15 protein-coding genes are annotated in these 12505 nt (G+C 49.7%); 4 read left to right on the top strand and 11 right to left on the bottom strand.

Annotation, left to right across the window (positions count from 1 at the left end):
* Window positions 1-23: 23 nt before the first annotated feature.
* The 3 genes from ACI0FR_RS06290 to ACI0FR_RS06280 all read right to left on the bottom strand — a co-directional run bounded on the left by ACI0FR_RS06290 (window position 24) and on the right by ACI0FR_RS06280 (window position 2043).
* A complete protein-coding gene (locus tag ACI0FR_RS06290) occupies window positions 24-392 on the bottom strand; it encodes a hypothetical protein (protein WP_374831125.1) in 369 nt (122 codons plus the stop codon).
* A gap of 246 nt (window positions 393-638) precedes the next feature.
* The gene (locus ACI0FR_RS06285) at window positions 639-1517 is read right to left on the bottom strand and encodes an alpha/beta hydrolase (protein ID WP_404905992.1); all 879 of its coding nucleotides are present in this window, start codon (window positions 1515-1517) and stop codon (window positions 639-641) included.
* A gap of 34 nt (window positions 1518-1551) precedes the next feature.
* Window positions 1552-2043, bottom strand: coding sequence for a flavin reductase family protein (locus ACI0FR_RS06280; RefSeq protein ID WP_374831123.1), 492 nt, complete (start codon window positions 2041-2043; stop codon window positions 1552-1554).
* 210 nt (window positions 2044-2253) lie between these two features.
* Here ACI0FR_RS06280 and ACI0FR_RS06275 point away from each other — a divergent pair, with 210 nt between their 5' ends.
* Window positions 2254-3339, top strand: a complete 1086-nt coding sequence (locus ACI0FR_RS06275; protein WP_374830634.1) for an ABC transporter substrate-binding protein — start codon at window positions 2254-2256, stop codon at window positions 3337-3339.
* Here the strand turns inward: ACI0FR_RS06275 and cbiB are convergent.
* Genes cbiB through cobA form a run of 4 tightly spaced genes read right to left on the bottom strand, consistent with a single transcriptional unit; the run spans window position 3336 to window position 7521 of the window.
* Complete coding sequence (gene cbiB / locus ACI0FR_RS06270) at window positions 3336-4316, bottom strand: adenosylcobinamide-phosphate synthase CbiB (RefSeq protein WP_374830632.1); 981 nt, start codon at window positions 4314-4316, stop codon at window positions 3336-3338. The genes ACI0FR_RS06275 and cbiB overlap by 4 nt on opposite strands.
* Window positions 4317-4346: 30 nt before the next feature.
* Entirely contained in the window at window positions 4347-5363 is a 1017-nt protein-coding gene (cobD, locus tag ACI0FR_RS06265) for a threonine-phosphate decarboxylase CobD (protein ID WP_404906017.1), read from the bottom strand.
* A 5-nt stretch (window positions 5364-5368) separates the two neighbouring features.
* Window positions 5369-6676 carry a cobyrinate a,c-diamide synthase gene (locus tag ACI0FR_RS06260; RefSeq protein WP_404905994.1) on the bottom strand — a complete coding sequence of 436 codons (1308 nt, stop codon included), beginning with the start codon at window positions 6674-6676 and terminating at the stop codon, window positions 5369-5371.
* Complete coding sequence (gene cobA, locus ACI0FR_RS06255) at window positions 6673-7521, bottom strand: uroporphyrinogen-III C-methyltransferase (RefSeq protein ID WP_374830628.1); 849 nt, start codon at window positions 7519-7521, stop codon at window positions 6673-6675. The genes ACI0FR_RS06260 and cobA overlap by 4 nt, the downstream gene beginning before the upstream one ends.
* A 143-nt stretch (window positions 7522-7664) precedes the next feature.
* Between cobA and ACI0FR_RS06250 the strand changes: the two genes are divergently transcribed.
* Window positions 7665-8771, top strand: a complete 1107-nt coding sequence (locus tag ACI0FR_RS06250; protein ID WP_404906018.1) for a cobalt-precorrin-5B (C(1))-methyltransferase — start codon at window positions 7665-7667, stop codon at window positions 8769-8771.
* The gene (locus ACI0FR_RS06245) at window positions 8758-9522 is read left to right on the top strand and encodes a cobalt-precorrin-6A reductase (RefSeq protein WP_404906019.1); all 765 of its coding nucleotides are present in this window, start codon (window positions 8758-8760) and stop codon (window positions 9520-9522) included. The genes ACI0FR_RS06250 and ACI0FR_RS06245 overlap by 14 nt, the downstream gene beginning before the upstream one ends.
* On the opposite strand, the gene cobM is transcribed toward ACI0FR_RS06245, so the two are convergent.
* From cobM to ACI0FR_RS06230, 3 genes are read right to left on the bottom strand one after another with little or no spacing between them, the layout of a single operon-like run.
* Window positions 9486-10253 carry a precorrin-4 C(11)-methyltransferase gene (gene cobM / locus ACI0FR_RS06240; RefSeq protein WP_404905995.1) on the bottom strand — a complete coding sequence of 256 codons (768 nt, stop codon included), beginning with the start codon at window positions 10251-10253 and terminating at the stop codon, window positions 9486-9488. The two genes, ACI0FR_RS06245 and cobM, sit on opposite strands and share 37 nt — an antisense overlap.
* Window positions 10254-10296: 43 nt before the next feature.
* Window positions 10297-10668 carry a cobalamin biosynthesis protein gene (locus tag ACI0FR_RS06235; protein ID WP_374830624.1) on the bottom strand — a complete coding sequence of 124 codons (372 nt, stop codon included), beginning with the start codon at window positions 10666-10668 and terminating at the stop codon, window positions 10297-10299.
* Window positions 10653-11105, bottom strand: coding sequence for a tellurite resistance TerB family protein (locus ACI0FR_RS06230; protein ID WP_374830622.1), 453 nt, complete (start codon window positions 11103-11105; stop codon window positions 10653-10655). Before ACI0FR_RS06230 ends, ACI0FR_RS06235 begins: the two co-directional genes overlap by 16 nt.
* Before the next feature lie 169 nt (window positions 11106-11274).
* On the opposite strand from ACI0FR_RS06230, the gene ACI0FR_RS06225 reads away from it, so the two are divergent.
* On the top strand, window positions 11275-12060 hold the full coding sequence (locus tag ACI0FR_RS06225; protein ID WP_404905996.1) for a TSUP family transporter: 786 nt from the start codon (window positions 11275-11277) through the stop codon (window positions 12058-12060).
* On the opposite strand, the gene ACI0FR_RS06220 is transcribed toward ACI0FR_RS06225, so the two are convergent.
* On the bottom strand, window positions 12057-12485 hold the full coding sequence (locus ACI0FR_RS06220) for an EamA family transporter (RefSeq protein ID WP_374830618.1): 429 nt from the start codon (window positions 12483-12485) through the stop codon (window positions 12057-12059). The two genes, ACI0FR_RS06225 and ACI0FR_RS06220, sit on opposite strands and share 4 nt — an antisense overlap.
* Between the last annotated feature and the right edge of the window lie 20 nt (window positions 12486-12505).

Genomic DNA, 12505 nt, shown 5'->3' with positions numbered 1-12505 from the left:
CTTTTTCATTTTATCAATCAGTCTTATTTTGCCTTGCCTTTGGCAGAGGCCTTCACAACTTCTGCTTTCTTAGCCGGTGCCTTATTGGCAGAAGCCGCAGCGGCAGCAGCATTCGCGGCCGCCTGATCTGCACTCATCGGGGTCGTATCGACAACCGAGCGCACGCCGCCCTTGGCATTGACCGAGCAGACAGCACTGCGCAAATCGACCTTCATGATGACATCGGTGCCACCGGCAGAGCCCGGACGCGTATCAACCGCTGAAATCACTTTTTCAGGCAGGAAATATTTATTGGCAGCAGCGGTGATGCAAGCATCAGCCAATGCCGGATCAACATATTTGGTCACAGGTGCAAAAAAACCTGAGGATGTGCCCGATCCCGAAATCGGCATCTGCGCTTTGGTCTGTGTGCCGCCTGAAGGTGTGGGTGTCGTTGTACAAGCAGCCATTAAAGGGGCAATCATCGCCAGTAACATAAAACGGGTTCCGGTGCGGGCACGACCAAGCATAGCATTCCTCACATAGACTGAATGGGGGCAAATATTAACTGAAATAACTATTCGCTTTTGCGAAATTGTCGAGTGGCAGGAAGGTCACAACGCAATATTTAATGCAAAACTGCACAGCTGATTGCACCTTTATTTCAAAATCCAGTTCAAAATTTCATACCAATCCGCCATCCGGATCGGTGTTCCGTGATTGCCACTTTCAAAGCGACGAAACTGCGCCGGATAGTTGGATGCAGACTTTTTCAGCTTTTGATAAAAAGCCTCCATATCAGAAACAGCAAAAACCGGATCACGGCTGCCATGCGCCAGAAAGACCGGTAAACGGCGCTTAAAACTGGCAGTCTTTAAATATCCATCGTCCCATAATGAACCAAGCAACACCAGTCCGTTCAAATGCGAAGCTGCCTGCTCATTGGCAGCGATACGCCAGCATAGAGCACCGCCTGCTGACCCGCAGGATAAAACCAATTGTGCCCTAGGCGATTGTGATTTTAAAGTGCTTATCAAAGCGGCAATTTGCGCCTCGCCCTGATCGGCAAAGTCTTTAAATTCCGGCGTAACATAAAGGCCGCCATTCTGGCTTGTCAGATATTTGACACGATTAAAATTACCACCAAAAGTAAAATCATTCATGCCCTGATGGCGGTTACCGCCCCGGCCATGCAGATAAATGACAATAAAGGAAGCATTCTTGAGTTTACCGGCAGCCATTGCCTTAACGTTGCCGGCTTCGGTTTTAAGCACCAGATCCTGCTGATTAGCACGTGCGCGCAAACTGATATAATTATCTTTCACGCGCTTTTCCGGAATGGCATCACGCCCGTTGATATCGCGCATCTCATTGTAATCAATGATCTGATAAGCACCATTATCTTTGGACGATATAACCGCCGGATAAGCAAAATATTCATTTTTATAGGCAGGCAACACCCCGGCTGAAGCCGTATTCACAACACCTGTCGCAATTAATGCGCTCAGATATGTGATCGATTTTACAAGCTTCAGCAAATGACAAACCTCCGGTAAGGATTTACCCTTATATTCAAAGCGGCAATGTATGATAGCGGCGATTGAGATAAATCAGCGCTTCCTCATCCGTTTTTTGCGAAACGCCAACCACTTCGCCAAACACCACGTAATGGGTAGAATGTTCCTGCACACTGGTAACGATACAGTCAAACGATGCCAGTGCATCGGCCAAAACCGGCGCGCCTGTTGTTAATGTCTGCCATTGCGCCAAAGCGAAACGCTCGTCTTGTGTCATCTGAAACCGGCCGGAAAAAGCATCCGACAGTTTTTGATGCGCTGACGATAAAGTATTAATGGCAAATACACCATTCTCAATGAACAGCTTGTTATATTCATGCACTTTCTGCAAGCAAACTAAAACTGTCGCCGGATTATCCGAAACCGAACAGCAAGCAGTTAGGGTAAGCCCGCGTCTGCCCGACTTACCATCTGTGGTTACCAATTGCACCGCACCGGCAAAATGGCTCATCGCATTGCGATATGTCTGCGGCTCGACTGCCGTCATTTCCGGACCTGTTACCTTCACGCTTTGCACACTGTCACCCTGAATATACCCAAATGCGATCAAATTTACACCGCTCAATACGGCAATCCATACCAATTGAGCAAGATGTTTCTTGTTATTTTATTTGAGGCATTGCACGATGAAGCTTAAACCGCTACCCACATTTATGTTATTTTCGCTTTCCATCGCTTTAAACAAGATCGTTCTGCCATGATGTCCGGCTCTGCAAAAGCCCTGATGATAGTGAGTTTTCTGACCGTAACTTTTAATGCGGCTGGTGTCGCGCGGGCTGATGAAACCAAAATTGGCTTTGCAGCACCACTTTCCGGCTCCTTTGCAATGCTTGGCGAACAATTGGTTAAGGGCGCTAAACAAGCCCATAACAATGCTGCCACCCTTATTATTGCAGATGATTCTTGCTCTTCGGAAGGTGGAAAACAAGTGGCAGAGCGCTTTGTTGAGCAAAAAATTACCCTTGCCACTGGTTTTATATGCAGTGAAGCGCTTGAAGCTGCGTTACCACTTTTACAGCAGAATAATATTCCCGTGCTCAGCAGCGGTGTGCAGGAACGAACACTGCTTGAAAAAAGAAAACCTTTCTCTCCACCGGTATATCGTTTGGCAACCGGCATGGAAAAAGAGGTTGCTGCCACCGGTTCTGTTCTTGGCAGCCTCTGGAAACAAGAGCCTTTTGCGATTATCGATGACGGTACGATTGAAGGGCGTGAACTGGCGGCTGGCGTATTGAATGCACTCAAAGAGCAGCAACTCGCACCGGTTTTTACCGATACTTACCGCCCCGGCCTTACCAATCAAAATGCGCTTGTCTCGCGGTTGCGTCGTGCCGGTGCCAGCCATGTCTTTATCGGCGGACAAGCCGATGATGCAGCCGCAATTGCACAAAGTGCTAAGGGCTTGAATTATCCGTTGATTATTGCCGGCGGTGCTTTATTGAACGCAATCCCGAACGGCCTACCGCTTTCAACCGACACTTTTATGGTGGCACCCCTTGCCCCAGCATCATTAAAATCAGCACAGAACTTCAGACAAGAAATGCAAGATCGCGGCGAAATTGTCGACACTTATCTGACAGCCGGTTTTGCCACAATGCAGATAGCTGATCAGGCACAAAAGCTGTCGCAAGAAAAACACCTGCCCATTGCCGAGATTTTATCTTCTACCGCTTTTGAGACTATCCTCGGCACTATTCGCTTTAATCAAAACGGTATGCGCAGCGACAATCCCAATCGACTGCATCGATTCAATGGCAAAGATTTTGCACCGGTCGAAAATTAGGCCAGCCAAACAACAAATGCTGTAATGCCAACCATAACAGCCATCACACTCATCGTTTGCCAGAAAAGCCTGACCGCTGCATCAATGTCATCCGCTTTTGCATCCCTTCGTCCGCCTTCATTTAAAGTCGGACTGGCAACAAGCTGACCATAATAATGGCGTGGCCCTGCCAATGCGAGCCCAAGGGCGGCAGCATATGCGCTTTCCGGCCAACCGGCATTGGGCGAGCGGTGCGAACCCGCATCATGCCACATAACCTGAAAGCAATTTCGTGCAGACGTCAAACCACGGGTCACCAGCACAGCCAAGACTATTAACAGCCCCGTCAATCTGGCCGGAATGAGATTGACCAGATCATCAAATCTGGCCGCGAACCAACCATAATAGAGATAACGTTCATTCTTATGACCAATCATGGAATCAGCCGTATTGATAAGCTTGTAGGTGAGCAATCCCGGCAAGCCCAGAAGCAGATACCAAAAGACCGGAGCAACCACCCCATCGGAAGCATTTTCCGCCAGACTTTCAATGGCTGCACGCGAGACACCGCCCTCATCCAAGTCTTGCGGGTCACGCCCGACAATCATTGAAACCTTATCGCGCCCTTTTACCAAGCCTCCCTCACGCAAGCCTATCGCCACTGCCTGCACATGGTCTGCCAGACTTTTTTGCGCCAGAAAAACCATCACAATCAAGGTTTCAATGATAGCGCCAGCAAGGTTTAGTTGGCGCAAAAGCAATTGCAAACCAAAGGTCAATCCGCCAACCAACAATATCGAAAATAGCATTGCCAATGTGCCGCGCAGTCGCAGATTTTGCGGCATCCGATCTTTATGGTTTAAACGCTTTTCAAAGAAGCTAATCAGCTTACCAAAGATCATAACCGGGTGCGGGATCCGCGCCCACATCCATGCCGGATCACCAATTATGCGATCCAACAAAATCGCCAAAAACAATATAATCAGCTTTATTTCCATGATCTTAGCCGAGAACCTTGAATCAAATCATCAAGCTTTAAATGTCAAGAGCGCGTCTTCCAGACGTTTTAAATCGGCTGGCTCTTTCGCAAGCCCCACCCGCAACCAATTGGGCGCATAATCAAATTTGCGCACCCAAATATACTGCTCTGCCAAATGCTGCCATAGTGCGTGGGCTTCCTCACATTGCACCAGCGAGAACAAATTGGTTCCGCCAATTTCCTCTAAATTGCAACGGGCAAATACCGCCGACAATCCCTCGCGCCGCTCTTCAATCCGGCGACGGAAACTATCCAAATCTTCACTGGTGAAAGCAGCCTGTGCAATGGCCAAAGCAGGGCCAGATACAGCCCATGGCCCCAAGCGCGCTGCAATCTTTTCGATAAGCTCAAGATTGGAAAAGGCAAAGCCCAAACGCACACCGGCAAGGCCGAAGAACTTGCCAAAAGATTTTAGCACAATCAGCGGCTCATCTTTGGCATAAGACACTAAAGAAGCGCCTTCATGTACATCGGCAAACGCTTCATCAACGATCAAAAAGCCGCCTTGACGGCCAAGCTCACGCGCTAGGTTCAACAATTGTTTCGCCGAAATATAACGGCCATCCGGATTATTCGGATTGACCACCACGACAACCGAGACATGCTCCGGAATATCCTCAAGTGCGGCACAAGAATGCACATTCCAACCAGAACGTTGAAAGCTGGCGGCATATTCTTGATAGGTCGGCGTTAAAATCGCCATGTCGCCGGCGTCAGCCAAGAGCGGCATGATTTGAATAAGCGCTTGGGTGCCCGGCGCTGCCGCAAGCTGTGCTTGCGGTTCAGCCCCATAAAATCCGCGTGCCGCAGATAAAGCCCATTGCAGCACGCTGTCATCGGGCAAACGATGCCACAGGTTCAAAGGTAAGTCCGGCAGCGCAAAGCTTTCCGGATTGATGCCTGTTGACAGATCAAGCCAACCGGAAAATTCGCCGCCAAAATGAGCGATTGCTGCATCAATACCGCCGCCATGAAACACTTTTTCCGGCGCGCGACTGCTCACCAATGTGGTCACTGATCGTCTCCGACCATATCAATCACATGCATGAAAGACCCCGAAACTGAGCCAAGCCGTAAACCTGCCACGCCCAGATCTTCATCAATCGCATCACGAACTTGATAAAGCGGCTCCGCAGTCCCTTCACGCACAATAGAGGCATAATGGAACTGATGGCCACGCAATTCCATCTGCCAAGGCGCACCGGCCAATGGTTTGAGTTTGCGATAGCCCAAATTCAAACGACGTTGGGCAAAGCTGGTTTCAAGCGGCAAAAGGCCAAGCATTTTATGCTTTTTTCCAGCCGCATCTTCCAGAGTTTCACCCAGCATCATATAGCCGCCGCACTCGCCATAAATCGGCACATTTTCAGCAGCCAAGCGCTGCATTTCCTGTTTGAAATGCGATGCATTGCTCAAATATTCCGCAAATAATTCCGGATAGCCACCCGGCAAATAAACCGCGTCACATCCAGCCATTGGCGCTTCATCTTTCAACGGCGAGAAAAACGAAACCTCAGCCCCGCGACGTACCCAGCCATCAATCAAGTGGGTATAGGCAAAAGCAAAAGCATCATCACGCGCCACAGCAATACGCTGGCCTAATGGCGGCAGACGGGTGACATTGGCCATTGTGCCATGCAGACGCACACTTTTCCAAATGCGCTCCAACTGCACGAAATCCAACCGATCACGCATGACCGATGCAGCATTATCAATAAAAGCGTCGAGATCGCCATGTTCATTGGCCTGTACGAGTCCCAGATGACGCTCCGGCAAGGTCAGGCTATCAATGCGCGGAATGGCGCCGACAACCGGAATGCCCAAGGGGCTCAACGCTTCGCGCAGCATTTTTTCATGTCGCGGCGTACCGACACGGTTTAAAATCACACCGCCTACCATGATGTCGGGACGGAAATTGGCAAAACCTTGCACCAGTGCGGCTACTGAATGCGATTGGCGAGCGCAATCAACAACGAGAATGACGGGCAAGCCTAGTAATTCTGCTAAGTCAGCCGCAGAGCCGGTACCGTCAATCGCACCGTCATAAAGCCCCATCATGCCTTCAGCGACCAGCAATTTACCGCCTTCGGTCATACGGCCTGCTAAAGCACTGATCAGTTCACTGCGCATACCCCACGGGTCGAGATTAAAACATCTGGCACCACTGGCAGCGGCATGAAAAGCCGGATCAATATAATCAGGGCCGATTTTGGCCGGTGCCAGCGGCAGGCCGCGATCTTTCAATACACGCAACAGCCCGAGCGTTACTGTTGTCTTACCGGAACCCGAACATGGTGCGGCTATCACAAAGCCCTTCATGCAACTTCTCCCTGTTCATTTTTCCGTATCAGTTCATCATTGTTTAAAAGGCGACCACTTTGCGCGCCCAACCAATCAAGGCTTTCACGCAGTTTAACCACCTCGCCCACCACCACAATGGCTGGCGGCTCTAATCCTGCTTCACGCACATGTTTTTCCGCCTTTTCCAAGGTGGTTTCCAAGACATGTTGATTTTTAAGCGACGCATTGCACACAAATGCAATAGCCTCATCAGGTGCGCGCCCTGCTTCAATCAGGCGGCGTGTAATTTCGCCAATATGCTTCATCGCCATATACATGACGATAACTGGTGAAGCGCGCGCAATACTGTGCCAATCCATCTTATCCGGCATCACACCATTGGCATCATGTCCGGTTAAAAATGTTACACTTTGATTGATCGTCCGGTGCGTTGTCGGAATACCTGCATAAGCCAATCCGCCGATACCGGCGGTCACACCCGGAACAACGCGAAACTTAATACCGTGCTCAACCAATGTCAGCGCTTCTTCGGCACCACGGCCAAACACAAAAGGATCACCGCCTTTGAGACGCAAAACACGCTTGTTCTGACGTGCCAGTTCCACCAACCGCAAAGAAATATCACGCTGTTTGGCCGATGGTTTGCCACCGCGTTTTCCAGCATATTCCAACACAGCATTTTCATTGGCAAATTGCAGACAGGTTTCATCCACCAAAGCATCGTAGACAATCACATCCGCCTGCTCAAGCCCGCGTACGGCATGCAGTGTCAAAAGGCCAGGATCACCGGGACCGGCACCGACCAGCCATACTTGCCCCTGTTCCAGTTCGGGCAGCAGATCCTGTTTTGCTTGCTTGTTCATGCGGTCTTCTTCATGCATCATAAAATTTCATTGATATCACTGTTATCGGATATTGAGCGGAATTGAATAGTGAATTGCTCTTATTTGCATAAATTTTCTCTGTGTCCGGCCGCATAATCGACTATAAGACCTCTATGAGTGAGATGACAGAACCAGACAATGAACATGAAGTGCAAACCGATCCACCATCGCTGCGCAAAGGCTGGACAACGGGCGCCTGCGCTACAGCTGCAACCAAATCAGCTCTGACTGCACTGATTACCGGCGAGTTCATTGATCCTGTCGGTATAATTTTGCCCAAAGGTGAAGTGCCTTTCTTTCCGCTTGTGTTGGAAAGCTTGGGTGAGGGCTATGCCATGGCAGGTATTGTCAAAGATGCAGGTGACGATCCTGACGTCACCCATGGTGCGACAATCATCTCCACGGTTTTTCCGGCTCCTCCCGGCACAGGTATTATTTTTCAGGCCGGCGATGGTGTCGGTACAGTTACCCGTCCTGGACTACCGATTCCGCCCGGTGAAGCGGCGATCAATCCGGTGCCGCGTAAAATGATGACCGAAATTTGCGAAGAAATCTGCGCTCAATACGGCTTGCCCGCTGATTTGGTGATTATGATTTCTGTGCCGGATGGCGAAGAAATTGCCAAACAAACATGGAATCCGCGTCTTGGTATTGTCGGCGGCATTTCAATTTTAGGCACCACCGGTGTGGTCAATCCGTTTTCCTGTTCGGCATGGATCCATTCCATCCATCGCGGCATTGATGTGGCACGCGCTGAAGGGCAAAAACATGTTCTTGCCTCGACCGGCTCCACGTCAGAAACAGCAGCGCAAGATATTTATAACCTGCCTGATTTCGCCATTTTGGATATGGGTGATTTTGCCGGTGGCGTTTTAAAATATCTGCGTAACCATCCGATTGATAAATTAACGCTTGCCGGTGGTTTTGCGAAACTTACCAAGCTTGCTCAAGGCGCGCTTGATCTGCATTCTGCCCGCAGTCAAGTCGATATGGGCTTCTTGTGGGAAACGGCAAAAACACTTGGTGCACCTGATGATATGCGTGAGATGATTCTATCTGCGAACACTGCGCTTGAAGTACTTGAAATGACTCAAAAGATTGATATCGCCCTGCCGCAAGCCATTGCACAAAAAGCGCAAGAAACAGCACTCAACACATTGCGTGGCGCAGCAGTTGAGGTCGAGATTATTGTCACAGACCGTAAAGGCACCATCCTTGCCCGCCTTTGATTGTAAAATCCTGTTGCTTGGCGGCACCACGGAAGCGGCTAAGCTGGCGCAGGTGTTAAATGCGCAGGGTTTTCACACCATCACTTCACTGGCTGGCAGAACCGCCACCCCCTCGCCTGTTGACGGCATTGTTCGCAGTGGCGGCTATGGTGGCACAGATGGTTTGAGCACCTATATTCTTGCAGAAAGCATCAATCTCATCATTGATGCGACACATCCTTTTGCCAAGCAAATTTCTGCTAATGCGCGGCAAGCAGCCGACAGAACCCGTTGCCCCCTTATCCGGCTTGAACGCCCCGCATGGCAGCAACAACCACAAGACCTCTGGCAGTTAATCCATAAAGAAGAAGAGGCCGCACGCTTGTTGCCCGGTGGCGCACGCGCATTTTTAGCGCTTGGCCGTCAGCATATTGCGCCGTTTCAAAGCCGTGATGATGTGCATTTTATCATGCGGATGATTGATCCGGCTGAAGTGGCATTGCCGCTGAACCATCAAATTATTCTGGCAAAGCCAATGGGCTTTGAAGATGAGTGTGACTTGTTACGTCGGCACAAGATCACCCATCTTGTCTGCCGCAATTCGGGTGGCACAGCATCTTATCAAAAAATCCGTGCAGCACGCGAGCTGGCAATCAATGTTTTGATGATTGAGCGCCCCACACCTGTTGCGCGCCACATTGTCGAAGATGCCGAGGCGGTGCTGAGCTTTGTCTATCAGCTTTTCGGTTCGCCTCCACGCAGTGCATGCTGATGGCTCTCATGATAAAGGGCTGAATCACGAAAATTCTTTGCGTCCAAAGCACGGCCGATAAAAATCATCGCGGTGCGTTTAACACCATGTTCTTCTATCTTGGCGCGAATATCAGCCAATGTGCCTTTGATAAATTCTTCATCCGGCCAGCCAACCCGATAAGCTACAATCACCGGACAATCCGCACCATAAAGCGGCAATAATTCATCTTCAATTTTTGCCAGATTGCGGATCGACAAATGAATAACCAATGTCGCACCGGATCGGCCAAGATTACTGAGCGTCTCACCTTCCGGCATGGCGGAAGACTTCATCGAAGTGCGCGTCAAGATGATTGACTGGTTCACACCTGGAATGGTCAGTTCTTGTTTCAGGGCGGCGGCGGCGGCGGCAAAAGCCGGCACACCCGGCGTTACATCATAATCAATTCCAAGCGCATCAAGCCTGCGCATTTGTTCAGCCATTGCACCATAAATCGACGGATCACCGGAATGGACACGCGCCACATTCAAGCCTTTTTCATGCGCATCACGCATCGCTTTAATGATCTCATCCAAGTTAAGCGAGGAACTATCAATCAACAGCGCATCTTGCGGCGCACTAGCAACCAGTTCCTTTGGCACCAAAGAACCCGCATAAATGCAGACCGGACATTGCTCAATCAATCGCTGGCCGCGCACCGTAATTAAATCCGCAGCACCCGGCCCTGCACCGATAAAATGAACAACCATAATTCCAACTCATCCAAATATATTAATGCGATAATCGCATTAGCTATTGCGCTACTGCAAATGTCGTATTGGCAAAACTTACCTTCTCAACGATCAACATTGATTTTTGCCCAGCGGCCAGCAGCGCCGCAGCCTCGGCCACACCATGACAGCCAATTCGCTTAAACAACTGATCCGACGGATTTTTAAGCCGCGCAGTTACCGTTTCAAGTTCACTTGCTTCATAAAAGAAAACCGGCACATCAAAAAGCTTTTCCAATGCTGCAATCACATTACTCCCCTGTTTTGATGCAAGGGTGGCAATGCCATCAATCTGATACCCTGCTGTCACATGACGCGCCAACTCAGCCACTTCAGCAGGCGTTGCCGCACTGCTGAAGCCGATGCCTAAAACCGCCATTAACAACGGTCGCATTTGGAGGCGGTACTTGCTTCCTGCAATTCCTGCGGACTGACATTCAACACTTGAGCCACACGATTAATGAGCGCTGCCTCTGCCACGTCAAAATCATTATCCGAGCAAGCAACAGTCATCAGATCACGCAGCAATGTCACGCGGCGCTCCGGTGCCATTTCTGCAAGCATCGCCGCCGCCTGACGCGTATTGGTCTCATAGGCATAATCTTTGAGATATTCGGTAACTTCCGGCAGTTCTTCAGCCGAAATACCAAAATTGGCAAAAGCGATCTCTTTAAAAGACGCAATTTCTGCCGGATGTTGATCGCCATCGGCAAACACCACATGCATCAGCAACAACAGCTCTGCCGCCATTGCCGGATCTTCCGCCACCCGTTGCACGGCACTTTTCTGTGACAGAAACGCATAAATCCGGTCAAATAAGCTTTCAGCCATTGTCATAATCCCTCTTGAAGTCTTCGCATGTTTTGATTGAGCTAATGCCTGTTTAGTGTTGGCAAGCCTTTTTCCATAAAACAAGCTCTTTTTTAATTGGTGCTAAACCATTAAGACTTCGAAGGACTAAACACCGCCTTGCCACTTCATTCTCTCTCCGGCTTGCATCATGTTTGAATTTTTCGACCAGCTGACCCTGCTTCTCATCGCCGCTGCATTTGTTGCAGGTATTATAGATTCTATTGCAGGTGGCGGGGGCATGATTACCATTCCGGCACTTCTGCTGGCAGGCATGCCACCGGTGGAAGCACTGGGCACCAACAAACTGCAAGGGCTTTTCGGCTCCACATCTGCTACCATCGCCTTCACCCGCAAAGGGCATATTAATTTATCAGAACTGTGGCCAGCGGCATTAATGTCGCTCATAGGTTCGATATTCGGTGCCTTATTGGCAACCATTTTACCGATCAGCATTATTCGCGGTGCCTTGCCGATTTTGCTGATTTTGATCGCACTTTATTTTATGCTGAAGCCCAATATCAGTGATATTGACCGCACCAGCCGGATGAAACCTTTTCTGTTCGGCCTCACCATCGTGCCACTGATTGGTTTTTACGATGGTCTCTTTGGCCCCGGCACCGGTTCTCTCTTCATGCTGGCTTTTGTCTCCATCGCCGGATACGGCATTTTAAAAGCAACAGCCCACACAAAATTGCTCAATTGCGCCTCCAATTTAGGCAGTTTTATTGCCTTCTCGCTGGTTGTCACGATCAATTGGAAATATGGTTTACTAATGGGAATTGCACAATTTGCAGGTGCGCAGCTCGGTGCATCACTTGCCATGCGGGTGGGTGCCAAAATCATTAAACCATTGCTGATTATTGTGAGCCTGGGCTTAGCTATCCGCCTCATGATGGAAGCAGATAATCCAATCCGGCTTTGGTTGGGTTTCTAAACCCGCAAAGCTACCAGCACCACGCCGCAGCCAATCAATACAATGCCGAACCAATTAATCATCGACATCCGCTCGCCAAGAAAAACGGCGGCAAAAATGGCAACCAATACTACCGACAATTTATCAACCGGTGCAACCCGTGCCGCGTCACCGACTTGCAATGCGCGAAAATAAGCGAGCCATGAAGCGCCTGTTGCCAAACCGGACAGTACCAAAAATACCCAAGACTTGGCCGAAATTTCAGATGGCGATTGCCATTGCCCCGATACACTTAAAAACACACTCAATGCACCAATGATTACAAAAGTGCGGATCAGTGTAGCGAAATCAGAATTGACGCCCTGAATACCCACTTTTGCAAAAATCGCTGTGAGAGCTGCAAAAACTGCCGATAAAAGCGCCCAAAATTGCCAGCTATCAACCATCATATTATCCATCATGGCAT

Origin of the sequence: Paenochrobactrum sp. BZR 201-1 (genome assembly GCF_044987585.2) — a bacterium.
GTDB classification, from domain to species: Bacteria; Pseudomonadota; Alphaproteobacteria; order Rhizobiales; family Rhizobiaceae; genus Paenochrobactrum; species Paenochrobactrum pullorum.
This window is presented reverse-complemented; position numbering and strand designations above follow the sequence as displayed.